The sequence below is a fragment of the Rhizobium sp. BK661 genome, assembly GCF_024808825.1.
Taxonomy (GTDB): Bacteria; Pseudomonadota; Alphaproteobacteria; order Rhizobiales; family Rhizobiaceae; genus Rhizobium.
Genome location: NZ_JANTYT010000005.1, coordinates 245075 through 265312, shown reverse-complemented (window position 1 = coordinate 265312; position 20238 = coordinate 245075). Strand labels below are relative to the sequence as shown.

General features: G+C 61.5%; 26 protein-coding genes. 17 read left to right on the top strand and 9 right to left on the bottom strand.

Annotated elements, in window-relative coordinates; all coding sequences use genetic code 11:
* The first annotated feature begins 54 nt into the window (after window positions 1-54).
* The gene (locus FHX16_RS13790; protein WP_016557152.1) at window positions 55-315 is read left to right on the top strand and encodes a helix-turn-helix transcriptional regulator; all 261 of its coding nucleotides are present in this window, start codon (window positions 55-57) and stop codon (window positions 313-315) included.
* 151 nt (window positions 316-466) lie between these two features.
* Here FHX16_RS13790 and FHX16_RS13785 read toward each other — a convergent pair whose 3' ends face one another.
* Complete coding sequence (locus FHX16_RS13785) at window positions 467-640, bottom strand: YdcH family protein (protein WP_016557151.1); 174 nt, start codon at window positions 638-640, stop codon at window positions 467-469.
* Window positions 641-869: 229 nt separating this feature from the next.
* On the opposite strand from FHX16_RS13785, the gene FHX16_RS13780 reads away from it, so the two are divergent.
* The 9 genes from FHX16_RS13780 (at window position 870) to FHX16_RS13740 (ending at window position 8393) form a co-directional block, all read left to right on the top strand.
* Window positions 870-1073 (top strand): YdcH family protein, encoded by a 204-nt coding sequence (locus FHX16_RS13780; RefSeq protein WP_016557150.1) that lies wholly within the window; start codon window positions 870-872, stop codon window positions 1071-1073.
* A gap of 16 nt (window positions 1074-1089) precedes the next feature.
* Complete coding sequence (gene purE / locus FHX16_RS13775; RefSeq protein WP_016557149.1) at window positions 1090-1584, top strand: 5-(carboxyamino)imidazole ribonucleotide mutase; 495 nt, start codon at window positions 1090-1092, stop codon at window positions 1582-1584.
* Window positions 1581-2657, top strand: coding sequence for a 5-(carboxyamino)imidazole ribonucleotide synthase (locus FHX16_RS13770; RefSeq protein ID WP_183862171.1), 1077 nt, complete (start codon window positions 1581-1583; stop codon window positions 2655-2657). Before purE ends, FHX16_RS13770 begins: the two co-directional genes overlap by 4 nt.
* 164 nt (window positions 2658-2821) lie before the next feature.
* Window positions 2822-2947, top strand: coding sequence for a type B 50S ribosomal protein L36 (gene ykgO / locus FHX16_RS13765; RefSeq protein WP_003582204.1), 126 nt, complete (start codon window positions 2822-2824; stop codon window positions 2945-2947).
* Between the two features lie 101 nt (window positions 2948-3048).
* The gene (locus FHX16_RS13760; protein ID WP_183755750.1) at window positions 3049-3663 is read left to right on the top strand and encodes a hypothetical protein; all 615 of its coding nucleotides are present in this window, start codon (window positions 3049-3051) and stop codon (window positions 3661-3663) included.
* Window positions 3664-3727: 64 nt separating this feature from the next.
* Window positions 3728-4801, top strand: coding sequence for an alpha/beta fold hydrolase (locus FHX16_RS13755; protein ID WP_183862173.1), 1074 nt, complete (start codon window positions 3728-3730; stop codon window positions 4799-4801).
* 100 nt (window positions 4802-4901) lie between these two features.
* Complete coding sequence (gene ggt, locus FHX16_RS13750) at window positions 4902-6641, top strand: gamma-glutamyltransferase (protein ID WP_183862175.1); 1740 nt, start codon at window positions 4902-4904, stop codon at window positions 6639-6641.
* A 123-nt stretch (window positions 6642-6764) separates the two neighbouring features.
* Window positions 6765-7349 carry an AraC family transcriptional regulator gene (locus FHX16_RS13745; RefSeq protein ID WP_259128927.1) on the top strand — a complete coding sequence of 195 codons (585 nt, stop codon included), beginning with the start codon at window positions 6765-6767 and terminating at the stop codon, window positions 7347-7349.
* 69 nt (window positions 7350-7418) lie between these two features.
* Window positions 7419-8393: a threonine/serine dehydratase gene (locus FHX16_RS13740; RefSeq protein WP_183862177.1), complete on the top strand. Its 975-nt coding sequence runs from the start codon at window positions 7419-7421 to the stop codon at window positions 8391-8393.
* A 30-nt stretch (window positions 8394-8423) separates the two neighbouring features.
* On the opposite strand, the gene FHX16_RS13735 is transcribed toward FHX16_RS13740, so the two are convergent.
* Window positions 8424-9221, bottom strand: a complete 798-nt coding sequence (locus tag FHX16_RS13735) for an SDR family oxidoreductase (RefSeq protein ID WP_183862178.1) — start codon at window positions 9219-9221, stop codon at window positions 8424-8426.
* 120 nt (window positions 9222-9341) lie between these two features.
* Between FHX16_RS13735 and FHX16_RS13730 the strand changes: the two genes are divergently transcribed.
* Window positions 9342-10286, top strand: coding sequence for a GlxA family transcriptional regulator (locus FHX16_RS13730; RefSeq protein ID WP_183862181.1), 945 nt, complete (start codon window positions 9342-9344; stop codon window positions 10284-10286).
* Here FHX16_RS13730 and FHX16_RS13725 read toward each other — a convergent pair.
* A complete protein-coding gene (locus FHX16_RS13725; protein WP_183862183.1) occupies window positions 10277-11206 on the bottom strand; it encodes a LysR substrate-binding domain-containing protein in 930 nt (309 codons plus the stop codon). The genes FHX16_RS13730 and FHX16_RS13725 overlap by 10 nt on opposite strands.
* Window positions 11207-11313: 107 nt before the next feature.
* Between FHX16_RS13725 and FHX16_RS13720 the strand changes: the two genes are divergently transcribed.
* From FHX16_RS13720 to FHX16_RS13710, 3 genes are read left to right on the top strand one after another with little or no spacing between them, the layout of a single operon-like run.
* A complete protein-coding gene (locus FHX16_RS13720; RefSeq protein WP_183862185.1) occupies window positions 11314-11733 on the top strand; it encodes a tautomerase family protein in 420 nt (139 codons plus the stop codon).
* Complete coding sequence (locus tag FHX16_RS13715) at window positions 11730-12131, top strand: cupin domain-containing protein (protein WP_183862187.1); 402 nt, start codon at window positions 11730-11732, stop codon at window positions 12129-12131. The genes FHX16_RS13720 and FHX16_RS13715 overlap by 4 nt, the downstream gene beginning before the upstream one ends.
* The gene (locus FHX16_RS13710) at window positions 12128-12679 is read left to right on the top strand and encodes a DUF4865 family protein (RefSeq protein WP_183862189.1); all 552 of its coding nucleotides are present in this window, start codon (window positions 12128-12130) and stop codon (window positions 12677-12679) included. Before FHX16_RS13715 ends, FHX16_RS13710 begins: the two co-directional genes overlap by 4 nt.
* Window positions 12680-12683: 4 nt before the next feature.
* Here the strand turns inward: FHX16_RS13710 and FHX16_RS13705 are convergent, their stop codons facing one another.
* The 3 genes from FHX16_RS13705 to FHX16_RS13695 all read right to left on the bottom strand — a co-directional run bounded on the left by FHX16_RS13705 (window position 12684) and on the right by FHX16_RS13695 (window position 15374).
* Window positions 12684-13319 carry a LysE family translocator gene (locus FHX16_RS13705; RefSeq protein WP_183862191.1) on the bottom strand — a complete coding sequence of 212 codons (636 nt, stop codon included), beginning with the start codon at window positions 13317-13319 and terminating at the stop codon, window positions 12684-12686.
* A 130-nt stretch (window positions 13320-13449) separates the two neighbouring features.
* Window positions 13450-14889, bottom strand: a complete 1440-nt coding sequence (gene pyk, locus FHX16_RS13700; RefSeq protein WP_183862192.1) for a pyruvate kinase — start codon at window positions 14887-14889, stop codon at window positions 13450-13452.
* Window positions 14889-15374: a DUF1036 domain-containing protein gene (locus tag FHX16_RS13695; protein WP_183862194.1), complete on the bottom strand. Its 486-nt coding sequence runs from the start codon at window positions 15372-15374 to the stop codon at window positions 14889-14891. Before FHX16_RS13695 ends, pyk begins: the two co-directional genes overlap by 1 nt.
* 200 nt (window positions 15375-15574) lie before the next feature.
* On the opposite strand from FHX16_RS13695, the gene FHX16_RS13690 reads away from it, so the two are divergent.
* The 3 genes from FHX16_RS13690 (at window position 15575) to FHX16_RS13680 (ending at window position 17037) form a co-directional block, all read left to right on the top strand.
* Window positions 15575-16366 (top strand): N-formylglutamate amidohydrolase, encoded by a 792-nt coding sequence (locus FHX16_RS13690; RefSeq protein ID WP_183862196.1) that lies wholly within the window; start codon window positions 15575-15577, stop codon window positions 16364-16366.
* A gap of 11 nt (window positions 16367-16377) precedes the next feature.
* Window positions 16378-16683: a DUF1244 domain-containing protein gene (locus FHX16_RS13685; protein ID WP_183862198.1), complete on the top strand. Its 306-nt coding sequence runs from the start codon at window positions 16378-16380 to the stop codon at window positions 16681-16683.
* Between the two features lie 90 nt (window positions 16684-16773).
* Window positions 16774-17037 (top strand): DUF2312 domain-containing protein, encoded by a 264-nt coding sequence (locus FHX16_RS13680; protein ID WP_007527482.1) that lies wholly within the window; start codon window positions 16774-16776, stop codon window positions 17035-17037.
* A gap of 75 nt (window positions 17038-17112) precedes the next feature.
* Here the strand turns inward: FHX16_RS13680 and FHX16_RS13675 are convergent, their stop codons facing one another.
* The 3 genes from FHX16_RS13675 to FHX16_RS13665 all read right to left on the bottom strand — a co-directional run bounded on the left by FHX16_RS13675 (window position 17113) and on the right by FHX16_RS13665 (window position 20206).
* Window positions 17113-17871: an alpha/beta fold hydrolase gene (locus tag FHX16_RS13675; RefSeq protein WP_183862200.1), complete on the bottom strand. Its 759-nt coding sequence runs from the start codon at window positions 17869-17871 to the stop codon at window positions 17113-17115.
* Window positions 17872-18120: 249 nt separating this feature from the next.
* Complete coding sequence (locus tag FHX16_RS13670) at window positions 18121-19242, bottom strand: HPP family protein (protein WP_183755767.1); 1122 nt, start codon at window positions 19240-19242, stop codon at window positions 18121-18123.
* Window positions 19243-19297: 55 nt separating this feature from the next.
* Complete coding sequence (locus FHX16_RS13665; RefSeq protein WP_183755768.1) at window positions 19298-20206, bottom strand: LysR family transcriptional regulator; 909 nt, start codon at window positions 20204-20206, stop codon at window positions 19298-19300.
* Between the last annotated feature and the right edge of the window lie 32 nt (window positions 20207-20238).

Here is a 20238-nt window from a genome sequence, read left to right as displayed (position 1 = left end):
GTTGCGCCGCACAATTTCCTTGCCCGATTGCGCCGTTTGACGTAGCTTTCCGGCATGTCGAACACGGATCCCTTCACTGCGATAGCCGATCCCCACCGGCGCTTCCTGCTGGAAGAACTTCGACGTGCGCCGAAGACCGTGAACGAGCTTGCCGAGGGGCTTCCCATCAGCCGCCCTGCCGTCTCCCAGCACCTCAAGGCGCTGCTGGATTGCAATCTGGTTTCGGTCACCGCAGAGGGCACGCGACGCATCTACGCCGTCAACAATCGTGGTTTTGACAAGCTCAATCTCTGGCTCGATCAGTTCTGGGCCTGACAGCTCCCTCAAACGAAAAACGCCGGCTCGCGACTTTCCGTCGGAACCGGCGTATATTTGCCTGTCGAGCACGAACTCATCTAAACTTCTGATGAAATTGGACTTTTGCCTTCTCCGTTTAGGACCGCACTCGGTAATTCATGCATCGTTCTCAATGGAAAGATGATTTCAGGCGCTCAATCTCGTCCTTGATCCGCAATTTTCTGCGTTTGCACTCAGCAACTTCATTATCGTTTCGGGAGGGGGATATCATAAGCGTATGCAACTCCTCCTCGAGAGCAACATGCTTTTTCTGGAGTGACTCAAGATGAGCTTGAACAGTCATTTGACCCTTCCTTCCTCTTACCTCTCCCCGGCCAACACCGCCGGAGATCCAAGGCGTCAACCTTTTGACTGTGACATATTTTTGAAGGCTTGTCGAAGGTGAAAACAAGGAGAACACGTGGCAAAATCATGACGAACAGCCGCTAGCCGTTACCTCCATTTGGTGATAGGAGCTTGCGGAAATCATCGGCAAAACGGACGATGTCCGAAGACGGTTATGGGGAATGCATATGGCCGATCAGGAACAGGCAGAAATCAGGCTCATAGTGGCGCGACTGCGCCAGGAGCACGAAGATTACGATGCCGCGATCAATGCCATGATTGCCACCGGATGTGATGCATTGCGCGTCCAGCGTATGAAAAAGAAGAAACTGGTGATCAAAGACAAGCTGACGAAGCTCGAAGACCAGATCATCCCTGATATCATCGCCTGAGGGGAACGCCGTGACGATGACAGACAGACCGCCCGTTGCCATCATCATGGGAAGCCAATCCGATTGGGAGACCATGAAGAATGCTGCGGACACGCTTGAGGCGCTCGAAATTCCCTATGATGCGCGCATCATATCGGCCCATCGCACGCCGGATCGCCTGGTAAACTTCGCCAAGACCGCACGCGATGAAGGCTTTAAGGTGATTATCGCCGGCGCGGGCGGCGCAGCTCATCTGCCGGGCATGGCCGCAGCCATGACGCCGCTTCCCGTTTTCGGCGTCCCCGTTCAATCGAAGGCGCTGTCCGGTCAGGATAGTCTCCTCTCCATCGTCCAGATGCCGGGCGGAATTCCGGTCGGTACACTTGCCATCGGCAAGCCCGGAGCGATCAATGCAGCGCTTCTGGCTGCTGCAGTCCTGGCATTGTCGGATGAGGACATTGCCGAGCGGCTTGACGACTGGCGCGAGCGCCAGAGCGCGGCCGTTGCCGAATATCCAATGGACGACCTATGACTGTAAGAACAATCGGCATCATCGGTGGCGGTCAGCTTGGCCGCATGCTTGCCATGGCCGCAGCGCGACTGAACTTCCGCACCGTCGTTCTGGAACCGCAGCCCGACTGTCCGGCAGCGCAGGTCGCCAACGAACAGATTGTCGCCGCCTACGATGATCCTGCCGCGCTCACCGAGCTTGCGACGGCGTGCGAGGTCGTCACATACGAGTTCGAGAACGTCCCGGTTGCCGCGGCGGAAGCGCTTGCGAGCACGGTCCCGGTTTATCCACCGCCGAAGGCGCTCGAGGCTGCCCAGGACCGCCTGGTCGAAAAGCGCTTCATCAACGGCTGCGGCATCCCGACAGCGGGCTTTCACGCCGTCGACAGTCAGGCCGACCTCGAGGCGGCGCTCAGCGATTTCGGCGGCCGCGGCGTCCTGAAGACCCGTCGGCTTGGCTACGACGGCAAGGGGCAGAAGGTATTCCGCTCTGCGGCTGACACGCCGGATGGCGCCTTTGCCGCCCTCGGCAACGTGCCACTCATTCTCGAGAGCTTTGTTTCATTCGAGCGCGAGATCTCGATCATTGCAGCGCGTGCAACCGACGGCACTATCGTTTGCTACGATCCCGCCGAAAATGTTCACCGCGACGGCATCCTGCACACCTCAACGGTGCCGGCTTCCGTCCCGGCGACTGCGGCAGCCGACGCCCGCGAGGCGGCCGGAAAGATCCTGACGGCCCTCGGCTACGTCGGTGTTATCGGCATCGAATTCTTTGTGCTAGCGGACGGCAGCCTGATCGCCAATGAAATGGCGCCTCGCGTCCATAATTCTGGCCACTGGACGGAAGCTGCTTGCATCATCTCGCAGTTCGAGCAGCATATCCGGGCGGTTGCCGGCCTGCCGCTAGGCAATGCCGACCGCCACTCGGACTGCGTGATGCAGAACCTGATCGGCGACGATATTCTGGCGCTCCCGGACTGGCTGCGGCGGGCGGATACGCTGGTGCACCTCTACGGCAAGACGGAATCGCGTCCTGGCCGCAAGATGGGGCACGTCACGACGTTGACCGCGAAATTGCCGGTTTTCCCCTGACAAAAGCCGCTTCGGCCATGGGAAAAACACGGTCATGTGGTTGACACGGGGAAGTCGTCGGGTTATCTGCACGCCCAACCTGAAGAGCGCGCCCTGAGCGCGCTTTTGAATGTAATAGATACGGGCGAATGTGAATTCCCCCTCAAACATCGCGGATCAAAACAATGAAGATCAAGAATTCGCTCAAGTCGCTCAAGGCTCGTCACCGTGACAACCGCCTGGTTCGCCGCAAGGGCCGCATCTACATCATCAACAAGCTGAACCCGCGCTACAAGGCTCGTCAGGGCTGATTTAGCGCGTCTGGACGTTCGTGGCATTTGCCCGCGACTGCCCAGGGATTGCCTCGGCAATCAAATCAAATTGCTTTGATCTTCAGCGATGGCGGGCTACTATGCCCGCCATGCGCTTTTTTGCTATGACGTGCGCGGCGCTGCCGCTATCCCTCGTTCTGCTCGCTCCCGTTGTTCCTGCCGCCGCCGCGGAAAAGGAAGTCATTGTCGAGCAACCGGACGCAAACCTCACACCCAGGCAGCATCTGGATCAGCTCTATGCACAGCTGAAGCGGGAACGCGATCCGGACAAAGCGAGCGGCATTGCCAATGAAATCCGTACCGAATGGAACGACTCCGGCAGTGCGACCGTCAACCTCCTGATGCAATGGGCCGACAAGGCGATCGAGGAGAAGCGCACTGCCGCCGCCCTCGATTTCCTCGACCAGGCGATCGCCCTCAAGCCAGATTACGCCGAAAGCTGGAATCGCCGCGCGACCCTCAACTATGCCAATGACAGCTATCGCAAGTCGATGTCTGACATCGAGCATGTGCTTGACCTCGAGCCACGCCATTTCGGCGCGCTTTCCGGCATGGCCGCCATTCTTACGGAAACCGGCAACGACCAGTTGGCCCTGAAAGCCTGGGAACGTTTCCTGGAGATCTATCCAGCCAATCGAAGCGCCCAGGAGCAGATGAATACGCTCTCTGAAAAGCTGGCCGGCAGCCGCACCTGATCTTGACGCCAGCGCCGGCAGCCCAATCTTACGCGTCGGTTACGTGATCTCAGCAGATATTGCCATGCTTGCCGAAGCTTCCGTTTTCATTGCCTCTGTTGCCGCCGCTCTTGGCTACTCCGCCTACAAGGAACGGCGGTTCGAGGCTGATTGTCCGAACATCGGCCAACTGACGGATATCGGCGGATATCGGCTGAATGCCTTTCACGTCCCTCGCCCCAAAACTGCCGATCTGCCGCCGCTCGTGTTCATCCACGGTGCGGCCGGAAATCTGCTTGACCAAGTCGGTGCCTTCCTGCAGCCGTTGGGGGGCCGCGCGGAAATGCTGTTCGTCGACCGCCCGGGTCATGGTTATTCGGAGCGCGGCGGTTCCGAGAATGCCCTGCCCTCGGGGCAGGCGGACGCGATCGCGAAACTGATGAAAAAACGAGGCATCAAGCGGGCCATTATCGTCGGTCATTCCTTCGGCGGCGCCATTGCCGCCGCTTTCGGCGTCCGCCACCCCGAGATGACCGAGGGCCTGCTCTTCCTCGCTCCAGCGACGCATCCCTGGCCTGGCGGACTGGACTGGTACTATAATGTCGCGGCGATGCCCGTGCTTGGCTGGCTCTTCAACCACACAATCGTCGTGCCGCTCGGCCTGCGGCGCCTCGAACAAGCGACATTGAATGTCTTCCGGCCCAATCCACGCCCGGATGATTACATCGCAAAGACGGGACCGACCCTGGTGCTACGCCCAACTGCCTTCTACAACAACGCCGTCGATTGCATGCGCCTCCTGCCTTATCTCAAGGCCCATTCTCCGCAGTACGCCAATATCACCGCGCCAACCGTCATCGTCACCGGTGACAGCGATGCCATCGTTTGGGAACACCTTCATTCGCAGGGTCTGGCCCGTGATATCGCCGGTTCCGAGCTGGTTAGAATCCGCGGCCTCGGCCATAAGCCGGATTACGTGGTCACCGATGTCGCCGTTGCCGCCATGGAGAAGATCGGCGGCGCTGCTCGCGACCTGCAGGCCCTCGCGCGCCAGGCAGAACGTCGCCTGATCGTTGAAGAACCTGCACAATTGGCGGACACCGTTGCGCCTTTCGGCCACCCGGCGGGGCTGACGCCGCCGGTAACAACGGGAAACTGATAAACAGCACGTTCTTATGTACCAACCTCGGCGGTTGCCCACATTGCCGAGCGCTGGCTGCGTCCCATATCCATTGCACTATCATGCTTTGAGGGAAGTCATGGATCACCCCTATTTTCGGATATCTGCCGTCGTCGCGGCGTTCTCATTTGTTCTCGCGCCATCGGCGTTCGCCGCTTCACCGGCGCCGGTCGAGGCCGAGCACGGTATGGTCGTAACCGCCCAGCACCTAGCGACCGATGTCGGCGTCGATGTGCTGAAGAATGGCGGCAATGCCGTCGATGCCGCGGTCGCCGTCGGCTACGCGCTCGCCGTCGTCTATCCGACGGCCGGCAATCTCGGTGGCGGCGGCTTCATGACAATCCGGCTGAAGGACGGCAAGACGACATTCCTCGATTTCCGCGAGCGCGCGCCATTGGCAGCCACCAAGGCCATGTATCTTGACGGCAAGGGCGATATCGTTCCCCGTGCCAGCCTTGACGGCTATCTTGCCGTCGGCGTGCCAGGATCCGTAAAGGGCTTCGAGATGGCCCGCGAGAAGTACGGCACCAAGTCGCGGCAGGATCTGTTGGCGCCCGCCATCCGCTACGCCAAGGAAGGCTTCACGCTGGAACAGGGCGACGTCGCCAGCATTGGCGGTAGCGCGAAGCGGCTCGCGAAGGACGAGGCCGCGGCAAAGATCTTTCTGAAAGCGGAGGGCAAACCGTACGCCGTCGGCGAGAAGCTTGTGCAACCCGACCTTGCCGCCGTTCTATCCAGCATCGCTGACACAGGACCCGACGCTTTCTACAAGGGCACGCCCGCAGAGGCGATCGTCAAGGCGAGCCAGGCGAAGGGCGGCATACTCGCCAAGGAGGATTTCGAGCAATACGCGGTGCGTGAACTGAAGCCGGTCGAGTGCAGCTATCGCGGCTACGACATCATCTCGTCGCCTCCTCCCTCCTCGGGCGGCGTCATCATCTGCGAAATCCTCAACGTTCTGGAAGACTATCCTCTTTCCTTCCTCGGCTACGGCTCGGCCGAGACGGTGCACCTGATGGTCGAGGCGATGCGCTACGCCTATGTCGATCGCAACGCCGCCCTTGGCGACCCTGACTTCGTCGACAACCCCGTCTCGACAATGCTCGACAAAGGTTACGCCAAGGCGATCCGCGCCAAGATCGATCCCTACAAGGCGGGCACCTCCGCCAACCTGAAACCTCTGGGCGCTAAGGAAAGCGTCGAAACCACGCATTATTCGATCATCGACGACGAAGGAAATGCCGTCGCCGTCACTTACACGCTGAACGGCAACTTCGGCGCCGGCGTCGTCGCTCCCGGTACCGGCGTTCTGCTCAACAACGAAATGGACGATTTCACTTCGAAGCCCGGCGTTCCCAATCTCTACGGGCTCATCCAAGGCGAGGCCAATGCGATCGCACCGAAGAAAACGCCGCTCTCCTCCATGAGCCCGACGATCGTGACCAAGGACGGCAAACCCTTCATGGTCATCGGCAGCCCTGGTGGCTCGCGCATTATCACTATCACGCTGGAGACCATCCTCAACGTGATCGATTTCGGCATGGACATCAGTCAGGCGGTCAACGCCCCGCGCATTCACCATCAATGGCAACCGGACAAGATCTACTTCGAGCCCTACACTTTGTCGCCCGATACGATCCGGGCATTGATCGCCATGGGGCACACGCTGGACGATGGCAGCGGCCCGCCGCAATGGGGACAGGCCGCTGGTATCCTTGTCGGCGGCAAGAGCCTTGCCGATATCGCGAAGGGCGGCGGAGCACGCTACTACGGCGCGATGGACAGCCGCGCCGCCGAAGGTTCCGCCAGCGGATACTGATCACGGATACGCGCGTGGACGAAATCGCCTTCGATGCTGACGCGCGGCCGGGCGCCGGGCACACTTGGTTCCAGGCTATCGACGTAAGAAGCTTTGGCGATGACGGAATAGTGGATCACTGGCGTGGCGCTGATCGCCTCGGCAACGGCCGATATCGCCATCAGTCTCGACCTCGAGCAGAGCGGTGGTCTCCATGCCGGCGCGATTGTCACGCTTGGCAACGTGATCACGCTCCTGATTCTCGGCACCGCGGCGTCGATCGCGAGCGGCAGTCAGTCGATCGCCGCGACCCCTTCGGAACCGCCCGCCCCACCCGCACCGAGTCAGGAAGACGATACGATTGCCAGCGCGCTCGAAAATCTGATGCGCTCCCGAGAGCTCTACCGTGATCCCGACCTCAATCTCGGCCGCATCGCCCGCAAGATGAGTCTTCCGGCCCGGCGCGTTTCGATGGCGGTCAACCGCGTCCATAGTGTCAGCGTCTCGCAATATGTGAACGACTTTCGTATCCGCGCGGCCTGTCAGGCACTTGTGAACATGGACGAGCCGGTTACGCGGCTGATGTTCGATTGCGGCTTCATCAGCAAGTCGAATTTCAATCGCGAGTTCCTGCGCGTCACCGGCACCAACCCGACCGAATTCAGGCGACGCCGCCGTCACAAATCGGAGGCCGTCGCTACGCAACCGACGCTTTTTGTGTCACGGTGACAAAGTCACCGTTCACAAGCGTCGCGTGTGGTCCTATGCAGGGGCGTACCGTCATTCGAAAGAGTCTCCATGGCCAGCATTGAAATGATCGTTGCCGCCCGCGCCCGCCTGCGCGGACATGCGCGCCGCACGCCGCTTCTTTCTTCTCCCTTTATCGATGAGCTTGCCGGACGGCGGGTATTGGTGAAGGCCGAGTGCTTGCAGCACACCGGCTCCTTCAAATTCCGTGGCGGCTGGTCCGCCGTCTCCGCGCTCGATCCTGCCGTTCGCAGCCGCGGCGTCATCGCTTTCTCGTCAGGCAATCACGCGCAGGGCGTGGCGCTCGCCGCCAAGCTGCATGGCGTGCCGTCAGTCATCATCATGCCGTCGGACGCGCCAAAACTGAAGATCGCCAACACGCGTGCGCTCGGCGCCGAAGTCGTGCTCTACGATCGCGCGACACAGGATCGCGACGCCATTGGCGCTGAACTCTCTGCTGCGCGCGGCCTGACGCTGATCAAGCCTTTCGACGAACCGCAGGTGATCGCCGGACAGGGTACGACAGGTCTGGAAATTGCCGAACAGGCAGACGAGGAAGGCATCAGCTCGGCCGAGGTATTGGTCCCCTGCGGCGGCGGCGGCCTTTCCTCGGGGATAGCGCTTGCACTCGAAGCCAGTGCGCCTGCGTTCCGAGTGCGCCCCTGCGAGCCGGACGGCTTCGACGACTTCACGCGGTCGCTGGCATCAGGCAAGATCGAGCGCAACGCCACCATGACCGGCTCGATCTGCGACGCCATCATCACGCCGCAGCCAGGCAACATCACCTTTCCGATATTGCAGCGCCTCGCCGGCGCCGGCATCGTCGTGACGGACGAGGAGGCGCTCCGCGCCATGGCCCTTGCCTTTGTCCGGCTCAAGATCGTCGTCGAGCCCGGTGGGGCGGTGGCGCTTGCCGCAGCGCTCTTCCATGGCGATGAGTTGGAAGACGACAACGTCTTCGTCGTTACCTCGGGAGGCAATGTCGACGCCGATATCTTCGCCGAGGCATTGGCCCGGCACGGATAAAGGCAGGCGAAAGCCTGCCTCCAACCTCGCTTAGGCGGCCTTATAGCGTGCCGCAGGTGCCGAGCGTGACAGGTGCGGCATCAATGCCTGACGCGCACCCTCGTAGGCCGTCAGCAGCCCTCCATCTTCAAGAGCCGGGATCGTCGCGAGCTCACCTTGATCGAAACCGACAAGGGCGGCATCCACCATATCTTCCGCCGACATGACGATTTCGGTTGGCAGGTGCTCGACTGGCGTGCCGGCGATGTTCCAGAATTCGGTCGCCGTCGCTCCCGGCAGCACCGCCTGGATGCGGATGTTCTTGTCCGCAAGCTCGTGCTTCAACGATTGGCTGAAGGCAAGAACGAAAGCCTTGCTGGCGCCATAGACGCCGTTCAGCACTTCAGGCGCGATCGCGACGATCGAAGCGATGTTGATGATCGCGCCGCCGCCGCGCGCCACAAAACCGGGCACGCCGGCATAGCTCAGCCGCATCAACGCCGTGACGTTGAGATCGATCATCGCCTGCATCTTGTCGACATCGGCGGCAAGCAGCGGTGCCGTGCCACCGACGCCGGCATTGTTGACCAGAAGCGTAATGCTGCGGTCGCTCTTCAGAACCGACTCGACGCGCGCCAGGTCGGCCTTGTTGCCGAGGTCGGCCGGAATGGTTTCGACCGTCCTGCCTGTTTCCCGGGTCAGTCTCGTCGCAAGTTCGGAAAGCCGTTCTGCATTGCGGGCGACCAGAATGAGATCATAGCCGCGCTTTGCGAGCCGGTGAGCATAGACAGCACCAATCCCCGACGATGCGCCGGTAACGAGTGCGGTTCCTTTGTGCTGTTCGGTCATTGTCGTTCTCCGTGTTTGGGCAACAGCGCCCGCTGTTGGCTTGCGCAGAGTCTTACGCCCGATTGCCAATGGCTTGAATGTCATATAAGCCACCTTTTAGGACAAACGGAGTTTCGAGCCATGCAACGCATTGCCGTCCTGCTCTTTCCCGGCTTTCAGATGATGAGCCTAGCCGCCATCTCGGCCTTCGAGTTCACCAACATCGAACTCGGCGAGCCGGCCTATGAGGTTTCCTATCTCTCCGAGACCGGGGGACCTGTGCCCAGCTCCTTCGGCGTGAATGTCGAGACCACGCGCTTCGGTGATCCCGCTTTCGATACGCTGCTGGTGTCCGGCGCCGTCGGCATCAAACTGCCGACGGCGGGGGAAGGCGAGTTCATCCGCAAGGCGCTTGCCGCCTCGCGTCGCGTCGCCTCGATCTGTACCGGCGCTTTTCTGCTTGCGGAGGCAGGCGTCCTGGATGGCCGTCGCGCCACGACCCACTGGCTCCTCGCCCGCGAGCTGCAATCGCGCTATCCGAAGGTCAGGCTCGAGGAAGATCGCATCTTCATCATCGATGGCTCCGTCTGGAGCTCGGCGGGCATGACGGCCGGGGTCGACCTGGCGCTTGCGATGATCGAGAAAGACCACGGCGCCGATGTCGCCCGTGCGGTCGCCCGCAAGCTCGTCGTCTATCATCGCCGCGCCGGCGGCCAGTCGCAGTTCTCCGCACTCTTGGAACTGGAACCCAAATCGGACCGTATCCAGAAGGCGCTTGCCCATGCCCGCGGCAATCTGAAGAACACGCTATCAGTCGAGGAGCTGGCGGAAGCGGCGGCGCTCAGCCCCCGACAATTCAGCCGGACGTTTCGCGCAGAGACGGGACAATCGCCAGCCAAGGCGGTGGAGAACCTGCGCCTTGAGGCAGCCCGCCTGATGATGGAACAGGGCCGGCATCCGATCGACGTCGTTGCAACGGAAACAGGTTTCGCGGATCGGGAGAGGATGCGCCGCGCCTTCCTGCGCGCCTTCGGGCAGCCGCCCCAGGCAATCCGCCGAAACGCGCAGCGCGAATATCAGGCATAGGCCCGCGCCGCCGACCTTGCGGTCGATGGGACGGCGTCCGCGACAGCCTCCCGCACCGCTTGCAGCATGATGGACGCGAGCCGCGCGGTTGCCGGCCCAGGGTCGGCTTCGGCACGATGCAGCACGAGACCGAGCGAGGGAAGCTCTGGCAGGCCAGCGGCGTCGGCGACAAGCGGCTTCACCTTTCGCGGCAGGCCGATCGGCGTACGGATGCTGATCCCGAGCCCGGCAGCCGTCGCGGCCCACAATCCGCCGAGGCTTGGACTGACGAAGGCAAGCCGCCAGGGAATGCCCGCCGTATCAAGCGCCTTGGTCGCCGCGGTGCGCAGCAGGCACGGAGCCTCCAGTGAAGCAAGCGGCATCGGCTCGCCGCTGTCGAGGGTCCAGTCGACCGCGCCTTCCGCCGGACCGATCCAGCGCATCGGCACCTCGGCGATCTTCTCGCAATGCGGTGTCAGCGTGCCATCGTTCCAGGCCAGTGCCAGATCGAGCTTACCCGTGGTGACGCGCTCGATCAGCTCGACATTGCGCACCACCCGCGCTTCGATGCGGACCTTCGGATGCGCGCGCGCAAAACGGCCGAGCACGTCGGGCAAAAGGGTCTCGCCGAAGTCCTCCTGCAAACCGAGCCTGACCCAACCCTCGAGTTCGATGCTCTGCATGGCTGCGGCCGCTTCGTCGTTGAGCTCCAGCAGGCGGCGCGCATAGGCCAGCATCGTTTCACCCGCATCGGTGAGCGCAAGCCCGCGTCCGGCCTTGCGGAAGATCGGCGTCCCGGCCTGCTCCTCCAGCTTCTTCAGCTGGGCGCTGACGGCCGAGGTCGAACGGCCGAGACGGTCGGCTGCTCTCGCGAAGTTGCCGAGCTCCATTCCGGTCGCGAAGGTCCGGAGTACATCGAGATCAAAGATCGTCCGCCGCATCGTATAATCCCATTTTTATGGATCATAAGTTCATTTAATTCTGATTTTCTGCATTATCGTGGCGTGCGATGCTCCTCCTGTCAAGAATTCACACAGAGGAGGCATTGATGCCTTTTGTTCGTATCTCTCTCCTGCGCGGCAAGTCGCCGGACTATCTTCGCGCCGTTTCCGACAGCATTCATCAGGCAATGGTCGAGACATTCAATGTACCGCCTGCCGACCGCTTTCAGGTCATCCACCAGCATGAACCGGGTGAACTGATCTTCGACCGGAACTATCTCGCCGGACCGCGTTCCGACGACTTCGTGCTGTTCGCCATCACCGCCGGCAAGCCTCGCTCGACCGAAACGCGACAGGCCTTCTTCAAGCGCGCCGCCGAACTTCTCGGGGTATCCCCGGGCATCCGGCCGGAAGACATCATGATCGTCGTCACCACCACATCCCCGGACGAATGGTCGTTCGGCGATGGCAAGGCGCAGATGATCGAACCTGGCTGGGAAACCCGCGCCTTCGGGAGCGCCGGATGATGGGCAACCCTGAACGCATGACGGTTCGGCGTCCGGGCAACGCCGTCCGCTCACCCGCCGATATTGCCACCGCGCCCTTCTGGGTCGAGATGCTGCTGGAAGGCACGGCAGATGGCGAAAACACCGCGATGCGAGCAAGCCTCGATCCCGGTACGATCACGCGCTGGCACACGCATCCGCGCGGGCAGCTGCTCTATGTTCTATCAGGCAATGGCCTGGCGCGACGCGAAGGCGGCCCAGTGGAGAAATTGCGTGCCGGAGATGCCGTCTGGTTCGCCGCTGGTGAGAAGCACTGGCATGGTGCGACGCCTGACAGCCCCTTCAGCTACATCAGCATCCAGGCAACCGAAACCGACCGCATCGTTGACTGGCTTGAGCCTGTGGAGGTCCTCTCATGATGGCGATGCAATACAGCTTCACCCTGCCCGCCGACTACGACATGTCGATCATCGACCGCCGCATCCGCGACAAGGGACCGATGCTGGACGGGTTCCCCGGCCTCGGTTTCAAGGCCTACCTCAGCGCCCGCAAGGGTGAGTTCGGATCCCGCGAAAACCTCTATGCGCCCTTCTATCTCTGGCAGCAGCCGGAGCGCGCCAGCGACTTCCTCACCGGCCCCGGCTTCGAAGCACTGACGCAATCCTTCGGCTGGCCCCGGGTGAAGACCTGGATTGTCTGGCACGCGGAAACCATGCCTGCGGTGACAGAGGCCAAGTTTGCCACCGAGGAGACGATCGCCATCGAGCCCTACTCCTCGCTTGCTGAAATCAGAGATGAGGAAATCGGACGCGCGCAAAGACAAGCGCGGCAGGCTGACGTCGTCGCCTCGGTCTCGGCCTTCGAGCCGACAAGCTGGACGGCCGTGCGCTTCAGCCTGCATCGCTCGTCCCCGTTGATCGCGGGCGCCGGCCAGATCTATCGCGTCGGGCACATATCTCTGCCCTAGGGCGTCAGGTCGTTGCCCGGCGGTACAGCGCAAGCGACCCCGCCAGCGCCAGCATCGCCCCGCCGCAGGCGCGCTCCAGCCAGATTGCGCCCGCCGTCTTCAGCAGCCGGACGGCCTGCGAACCAAAGACCGCGTAACCGAGCATGATCAGAAAATCCAGCGACGCAAAGACCACCGCCAGAACGGCGTACTGGGTCGCCTGGGGCAGCGCCGGATTGATGAATTGCGGCAGGAACGCCGAGAAGAAAAGGTAGCCCTTGGGGTTGGTGACAGCGACCATGAAACTCTTGAGGCCGATCGAAAAGGCGGTTCCGCCGGCCATCTCGTTCTCCGGCTTCAGCGCCGCGTTGAAGCCGCCCTTGGTGCGCAGCATCATGATCCCGAGAAAGGCGAGATAGGCAGCGCCAACATATTTCAGCATCGAGAACCAGAACTCCGACGCCGCGAGAAGCGCGCCCAGACCGATCGCCACGGCACCGAGAAGCACGAAGTCGGAAAGCACCGCGCCGATCATGCCCGGGATCGCCCGGCGAACGCCGTAGCGCGAGCCGTTGGTCATCGCCAGAAGCACCGTCGGCCCAGGCGTCGCAATCGCCACAAAGGAAACGGCCACGAATGCGAGAAGTGTAACAATGTGCATGATGCCCTCCCGAACATGGAGGCCGACCCTTGCATGTGAGCCCGCCAGCCGCAAGACACCCATGGTTCAGGACAGCGAAAAGCCCGCCGCCTGTTAAGGCAGCGGGCTCTGTGAATAGTGGCTAGTTCGCTTAGATGCCGCTCTGGCCGTCGGAGCCGATATAGGCGATGCGCAGCATGTTGGTGGCGCCGGGCGTTCCGAGCGGCACGCCGGCCGAGATGATGATGCGGTCGCCCGGCTTGCCGAAGCCTTCGTCGGCAACGATGCGGCAGGCGCGGTTGACCATGTCATCGAGGTCGGTTGCGTCGTGGGTGACAACGCAATGCAGGCCCCAGACGATCGCAAGGCGACGCGCGGTCTGGATGACCGGCGACAGCGCCAGGATCGGCACCTGCGGACGTTCACGCGAGGCGCGCAGACCTGTGGTGCCCGACGAGGTGTAACAGACGATAGCAGACAGGCGGAGCGTTTCGGCGATCTGGCGTGCGGCGAGCGAAATCGCATCGGCGCCGGTTGCTTCCGGCTGCGCGCGCTGCGCGTAGATGATGCCCGGATAGTGCGGCTCGCGTTCGATGGTGCTGGCGATCGAGGCCATCGTCGAGACGGCTTCAACCGGATAGTCGCCGGATGCGGATTCGGCCGACAGCATGACGGCGTCGGCGCCTTCGAAGACGGCGGTCGCGACGTCGGAGACTTCGGCACGCGTCGGAACCGGCGCGGTAATCATCGATTCCAGCATCTGCGTGGCGACGATCACCGGCTTGCCCGAACGGCGGCAAGCGCGGATCAGCTGCTTCTGGATACCCGGAACGGATTCGAGCGGCATTTCGACGCCGAGGTCACCACGGGCAACCATGAGCGCGTCGGAAAGCTCGATAATCTCCTCGATGCGCTCGATCGCCTGCGGCTTTTCGATCTTCGACATGATGCCGACGCGGCCGCGCGCGATCTTGCGCACCTCGGCCAGATCTTCCGGGCGCTGCACGAACGACAGCGCAACCCAGTCGACGTCGTCAGTCGCCAGAACGGCGTCGAGGTCGGTGCGGTCCTTGTCGGTCAGAACGCCGACGGTCAGCAGCGTGTCGGGAAGGCTGACACCCTTGCGGTCGGAAATTTTCGTTCCAGAGATAACGGTGGTGACGATGCTCTTGCCGTCGCACTTTTCAGCGCGCAGGGCGAGCTTGCCGTCGTCGATCAGCAGGCGGTGGCCGGGCTGTACCGATTCCAGGATTTCCGGATGCGGCAGGAATACGCGGGTCGCGTCGCCGGGAATATCCTTGTTGTCGAGCGTAAAAGTGTCGCCCGGCTTCAGATCGACCTTGCCTTCAGCAAACTTTCCGACGCGCAGCTTCGGGCCCTGCAGGTCGGCGAGAATGCCGATCGGGCGGCCGGAGCGGGCTTCGACGGCGCGGATACGCTTGATCAGCATGCGCATCACGTCATGGCTGGCGTGGCTCATGTTGATACGGAAGACATCGGCACCTGCCTGGTGCAGCTTCTCGATCATCGATTCCTCGGACGAGGCGGGTCCAAGGGTGGCGAGGATTTTAACTTTGCGGTTGCGCTTCATCAATTCGGGCTTTCTTGCGTGCCGGGGGTATCGGAAAGTTGAACCATCCAGCTGCCCTGGCGGCCCGTGTCATATTCCTTGAACCCCATCTTCTGATAGCCACGGGCGTAGCAATCATTGACACCCGTGATCTTGAACTCGTTTTCCGCCACGCACATCTGCACGTCACCCGTCCATCGGCCTCCCCGGGCAGCGTCTTCGGCGTAGAGATAATAGTATCGGGACTGCAGCTCTCCCTCGATCAGCGTCGCGCAGGTCGTTGCCGGCACTTGCCACCAGCCTTCCGTCATCCAGCCATCCTTGGCTCGATACCCAATCGCCACGCCCACCAGATTCTGCGTTCCGTTGCACACGCGGAAATCGGCACGAGCCACATCAGCAATAAAAAACGGCGAGAAAGCCGCAAGAACAAACAGTGCAAAACGGGCAAGCGGCCCGAAACGCATAAGGAAACTTGGCGCGGTCTGAATCAACACGACTTCCAATGGGCTCCCGACTATTTTGTTTTAGGTGTGCCTTCTTGCGCTGCCTCCCGGCGAATGTCAACGCAATGCTAATCGATTATATTCTGGATGGCCGACTGTACTTGGACCACGCCGTCGCCTTTGCTCACCAGCGCGCTTGAACGCGCCCGCGGCCCGTGCGATCAGAGGCTGCCCCGTAACCACGATCGGCCATTTCCCTCATGAGCTCTTTCAAATCATTTGAACTACTAGCCGGCGATCATGACAAAGGCTTGGTGCTGCTCGGCGATCATGCAATGAACCGGCTGCCGGAGCGCTACGGCAGGCTGGGCCTGCCGGACAGCGCGTTCGAGCGACACATCGCCTATGATATCGGCATCGAGGGGTTGGTCCGCAAACTCGCCGCGATGCTCGACGTACCGGCTGTCCTGGGCGGCTTTTCACGATTGCTGATCGACCCGAATCGGGGTGAGGACGACCCCACGCTGATCATGAAGATTTCGGACGGCGCGGTCGTTCCCGGCAATCATCCGATTACCGCCGAAGAGTGGAATTATCGGATCGAGACGTTCCACAGGCCCTATCACAACGCCGTCAGCGAAACGATCGACAAGGTCGCGAACGAGAGCGGCAAAGCGCCGCTCGTCCTATCCCTCCACTCCTACACGCCGTTCTGGAAAGCCTTCCCCCGCCCTTGGCATGCAGCGGTTTTGTGGGACAACGACCATCGTGCCGTCGCGCCTCTGCTTGACATGCTGCGCAGCGATCCCGATCTCGTGGTCGGAGACAATGAGCCGTATGATGGCGCGCTGAAGGGCGACACGATGTATCGGCATTGTATGCTGACCGGCATCCCGCACGTTTTGCTCGAGGTGCGCCAGGATCTGATCGGCGACGAAGCGGGTATTACGGCATGGGCCCGGCGTCTGGCGCCGATCTTTGAGACAATGAACGCCGATCCGGTATTGCACGAGTATAATGTGCATGTGTCGCGCACCGGACCGTACGAATGAAGGAGACCGAGATGGCCGCGCTGAGCAAACAAAAGCAGACCGAATTCGAGGCTGCGGCTTTTCGTCGCCTCGTCGAGCATTTGCGTGAACGTGGCGACGTCCAGAACATCGAGCTGATGAATCTCGCCGGCTTCTGCCGCAACTGCCTTTCGAACTGGTATCGCGAGGCGGCTGAGGCGGACGGGGTTCCGCTCTCGAAGGAGGAATCGCGCGAAATCGTCTACGGCATGCCGTACGAGGATTGGAAAAACCTCCACCAGAACGATGCCTCGGCGGAGCAAAAAACCGCATTCGAGCTGAACAAGCCGCACAAATAATTCCCTCGCGTCTCGAATCGACTTGACCCCGGGCACGCTTCGCGGCAGTCAACGCCATCCGAATTTCACACCCCCAATCAGGAGAACACGATGTCTGATGCTCATGGCGTCGCCCGCGATCAGCTTCGCGCCTTTGTGGAGCGCATTGAACGCCTGGAAGAAGAAAAGAAGACCATCGCCGACGACATCAAGGACGTCTACGGCGAAGCCAAGGGCATGGGCTTCGATACCAAGATCCTCAAAAAGGTCGTTGCGCTACGCAAGAAGGACGAGCAGGAGCGTATGGAAGAAGACGCGATCCTCGACACCTACCTGCATGCGCTCGGCATGATCGAGGCCCCGCCGGAAGGCTGATTTTTCAGAGCAGTGCCTTTAGAGCCGCCGACCCGATCGGCGGCTTTTTTGTGCGGACTCACGCTCGAACAGAGCTTATTTTCCGGCTTCCTCGGCGGCCTTCTCGATCACGTCGGCGACCTTCTTCGGCTGTGACGCGAAGACGGCATGACTGGCCTTGATCTCGGTCACCGCGCTTCCGGCGCGCTTTGCCATTGTCCGCTCGAGTTCGGGGTTGATGGCACGGTCCTCGGTCGCCACGACTGACCAGCTCTTCTTTGACCGCCAGGCTGGATCGTCGACTTTAGCGCCAAAGACCTCTTTGGCCGCAAAGACCTGCGACTTGGCGAGAAAGGCAGCGTCGGCCTTTGGCACATCGGCGGCGAAATCGGCGTGAAACGCGCTTGGGTCCAAATAGAGGTACTTGGCGTCCTTGGTTTCCCTGATGCTGTTTGAAGCCGGCGGCTTGGAGCCGGCAAGCGTGGCTACATTTTCGCCCTTGTCAGGCTGGAAGGCCGCTACGTAAACAAGTCCCTCGACGTGCGGATCATTCCCCGCTTCCGTGATGACCATGCCGCCGTAGCTGTGACCGACCAGCAGTGTAGGTCCGTCCTGCAGGTCCAGAACGCGTTTCGTTGCCGCAACATCGTCGGCGAGCGATGATAGAGGCTCTTGCACGACAGTCACATGAAAGCCGCGCCGCTCCAGGATTTCCGTTGCCTTGCGCCAACTGGACCCGTCGGCGAAAGCGCCGTGAACGATGACGATATTCTTGATCTCGGCGGATTGGGCGGCGAAAGCGATGACACTGGTGGCGAAGGCAAGTGCGAAAGTGGAAATGATACGGCGGTTCATGCGGTCGCTCCTTTTGGGTTTATGACGCACCCGGCCGGAAAACATTGGGAGGCATCGACCGAGGGCGTACGCAATCTGGTCGTGGGACGTATTGTCGATATTTCAGATTTCGGACCAAATGTATGACAAAGTAGCGAGAGGTATTTGCGGCTCGGCCCAATCCTCGTTCGGACGATACGGTGCGCCAGCGCTGGCGCACATCCGCTCGCTGATTACCAATCGGAGATCTGCAGGCTCTCCGGGTATCATTCAGGCCGCGATGCGCGGCTTCTGTTCCGGCAGCATATGGGCCATGGCGCTGAGCAAGTCCGTTTGCGAGATCAACCCGAGAACGTAACCGCCGGCATCCACGATGACGACGGCGTGGGTGCGCCCATCGGTCAAGTCAGGCAGCAAGCTGATAGCCGGTGCATCCGGGGAAGCGGTCGCGGCTGTCGCAATGTGATCGGAAAGCCGCTCGGCCTGCACCAGTTCCCGCAGCCCGACCGTGCCGATCAAACGCCCGCTTCCATCCTTCACGGGCAATGTGCGAACGTTGTGCTTCAGAAGCAGTGCGCGCGCTTTCTCCGCCGTGGCGTTCTCATCGACCGCGATCACATCGCGCGACATGATGTCGGCGCAGCTGACGGTGCCGTGCGAACGAACGGCCGCCTCAACCTCAACCTGCCGCAGCAGGCGGCTGAGGTCACCGCGGTCGATATCGAAGGTTTCCTCGAACTTCGCCAATGCCGCATCGACGTCCTCTTCGCGGAAACCGATCCGCACAGCGGACGGCGGATCGATCGTCTGATGCGTATTGACCGGCGCCGGGGTGGCGAGGTGCGGATAGTTTCGCCGCCCGAGCTTGTGAAAGAGAATGCCGAGCGCGACCAGGATGCAGGAATTCAGTGCCACCGGCACGAAGGGAAAAAGCAGGCCCCAGCTTGCCACCGCAGGACCACCGAGCACAGCAGTCAGCGCCGCGGCGCCGCCGGGTGGATGCAGACAGCGGGTAAACGACATGGCGGCGATGGCCAGCGATACGCCAACGCCGATCGCAATGATCGGCTCATGGATGAAGTGCGCGGCGAGGATGCCCATCATCGCGGAGATCGTGTTGCCGCCGATGATCGACCACGGCTGCGCGAGCGGACTCGCAGGTACGGCGAAAAGCAGCACTGCCGAAGCACCCATCGGCGCAACGATCATCGGCAAGTGCGCACCTTGCCCGAAAAAGTAGCCGCAAACCATACCCGTCAGTGCGATCGCGATCAGCGCGCCAAGGCTGGCAAGCATGCGCTCGCGCAATGTTGCGCCGGCCAGGATCGGCGAGAACAGACGGCGACTGAAGCGATGGGCTGGGTCGACCTTGGGATTGCTGGAATTTGACATGACGAACCGACAGTTTGTGAAACGAAGTGTCTTGGGGAGAAGCAGCGCGTCCGGGTCAGGCGCTTGAAAGTGAATGGCCGCCTTTGCCTCGCGAGGCAATCAGGACATCGTAAAAGGCTTCGAACGAGTCCGACCGGTCGCCTTTGCGGCGGACGAGAAAGGTCTCGACCGTGCCGATCTCGCGGGTGACGATATCACCGGGCCATCGCAGGAGATCGAACACGGAGCGCGGCATCACCCCAAAGGCATTGCCGGCGACAATGCTCGCCAGGATCGCATGATAGGAGCCGAGTTCGAGGGTGTGCAGCGAGGCAGCACCTTCAGCCCACTCCTCGGCCATCCGCCGATAGGTACAGCCTGGCTCCATGACGGCAAGTGTGTCGAGGCGAAGGTTCCTTGCATCCTTGACGTCAGGATGCTTCGGCGGCAGGACGAGGATCAGCTCCTCGACATAGATCCGTCGCGCATCGAACCCGCCGAGGTCGAGATCGGCATAGCGCGCCCCGTCGAGCGCAGCCTCGGGCGGTCTTGCGACCAATGCGCAATCCAGTTCTTGGGCTAGCACGCTCTGCATGAGCTCCCGTGTCGCCCCCATCGTCAATTGCAATGAGACGTCCGGCCACAGCGATCCGAAACGCCTGATGACATCAGGGAGCCTGCTCGCGGCCGTGCTTTCCATCGTTCCGATACGCAGCGCGCCCGAGGCAGCGAGCGGCCGCACGGCCTGCTTTGCTTCTTCGGCCAAGTCAGCAAGACGCGTCGCGTAGGAGAGAAAGATCGTGCCTTCACGCGTCAGCGACATCTTCTTGCCATCGCGCGAGAACAGCGCCACCCCGAGATCCTCTTCGAGCTGCTGGATGCGCGTCGTGACATTCGACGGTACCCGGCCTATCGCCGCCGCGGCCTTCGTGACGCTGCAGGTCGATGCGACCGCCTGAAAGATTTCGATTGAGGACAGATCCATATTTTCACTTACAGCGAATATCGGAGGGGCTT

Bases quoted from the DNA above. Each gene is read 5' to 3' on its own strand.
- FHX16_RS13790 (WP_016557152.1), top strand. From the start codon at position 55: ATGTCGAACACGGATCCCTTCACTGCGATAGCCGATCCCCACCGGCGC.
- FHX16_RS13785 (WP_016557151.1), bottom strand. From the start codon at position 640: ATGACTGTTCAAGCTCATCTTGAGTCACTCCAGAAAAAGCATGTTGCT.
- FHX16_RS13780 (WP_016557150.1), top strand. From the start codon at position 870: ATGGCCGATCAGGAACAGGCAGAAATCAGGCTCATAGTGGCGCGACTG.
- purE (WP_016557149.1), top strand. From the start codon at position 1,090: ATGACAGACAGACCGCCCGTTGCCATCATCATGGGAAGCCAATCCGAT.
- FHX16_RS13770 (WP_183862171.1), top strand. From the start codon at position 1,581: ATGACTGTAAGAACAATCGGCATCATCGGTGGCGGTCAGCTTGGCCGC.
- ykgO (WP_003582204.1), top strand. From the start codon at position 2,822: ATGAAGATCAAGAATTCGCTCAAGTCGCTCAAGGCTCGTCACCGTGAC.
- FHX16_RS13760 (WP_183755750.1), top strand. From the start codon at position 3,049: ATGCCCGCCATGCGCTTTTTTGCTATGACGTGCGCGGCGCTGCCGCTA.
- FHX16_RS13755 (WP_183862173.1), top strand. From the start codon at position 3,728: ATGCTTGCCGAAGCTTCCGTTTTCATTGCCTCTGTTGCCGCCGCTCTT.
- ggt (WP_183862175.1), top strand. From the start codon at position 4,902: ATGGATCACCCCTATTTTCGGATATCTGCCGTCGTCGCGGCGTTCTCA.
- FHX16_RS13740 (WP_183862177.1), top strand. From the start codon at position 7,419: ATGGCCAGCATTGAAATGATCGTTGCCGCCCGCGCCCGCCTGCGCGGA.
- FHX16_RS13735 (WP_183862178.1), bottom strand. From the start codon at position 9,221: ATGACCGAACAGCACAAAGGAACCGCACTCGTTACCGGCGCATCGTCG.
- FHX16_RS13730 (WP_183862181.1), top strand. From the start codon at position 9,342: ATGCAACGCATTGCCGTCCTGCTCTTTCCCGGCTTTCAGATGATGAGC.
- FHX16_RS13725 (WP_183862183.1), bottom strand. From the start codon at position 11,206: ATGCGGCGGACGATCTTTGATCTCGATGTACTCCGGACCTTCGCGACC.
- FHX16_RS13720 (WP_183862185.1), top strand. From the start codon at position 11,314: ATGCCTTTTGTTCGTATCTCTCTCCTGCGCGGCAAGTCGCCGGACTAT.
- FHX16_RS13715 (WP_183862187.1), top strand. From the start codon at position 11,730: ATGATGGGCAACCCTGAACGCATGACGGTTCGGCGTCCGGGCAACGCC.
- FHX16_RS13710 (WP_183862189.1), top strand. From the start codon at position 12,128: ATGATGGCGATGCAATACAGCTTCACCCTGCCCGCCGACTACGACATG.
- FHX16_RS13705 (WP_183862191.1), bottom strand. From the start codon at position 13,319: ATGCACATTGTTACACTTCTCGCATTCGTGGCCGTTTCCTTTGTGGCG.
- pyk (WP_183862192.1), bottom strand. From the start codon at position 14,889: ATGAAGCGCAACCGCAAAGTTAAAATCCTCGCCACCCTTGGACCCGCC.
- FHX16_RS13690 (WP_183862196.1), top strand. From the start codon at position 15,575: ATGAGCTCTTTCAAATCATTTGAACTACTAGCCGGCGATCATGACAAA.
- FHX16_RS13685 (WP_183862198.1), top strand. From the start codon at position 16,378: ATGGCCGCGCTGAGCAAACAAAAGCAGACCGAATTCGAGGCTGCGGCT.
- FHX16_RS13680 (WP_007527482.1), top strand. From the start codon at position 16,774: ATGTCTGATGCTCATGGCGTCGCCCGCGATCAGCTTCGCGCCTTTGTG.
- FHX16_RS13675 (WP_183862200.1), bottom strand. From the start codon at position 17,871: ATGAACCGCCGTATCATTTCCACTTTCGCACTTGCCTTCGCCACCAGT.
- FHX16_RS13670 (WP_183755767.1), bottom strand. From the start codon at position 19,242: ATGTCAAATTCCAGCAATCCCAAGGTCGACCCAGCCCATCGCTTCAGT.
- FHX16_RS13665 (WP_183755768.1), bottom strand. From the start codon at position 20,206: ATGGATCTGTCCTCAATCGAAATCTTTCAGGCGGTCGCATCGACCTGC.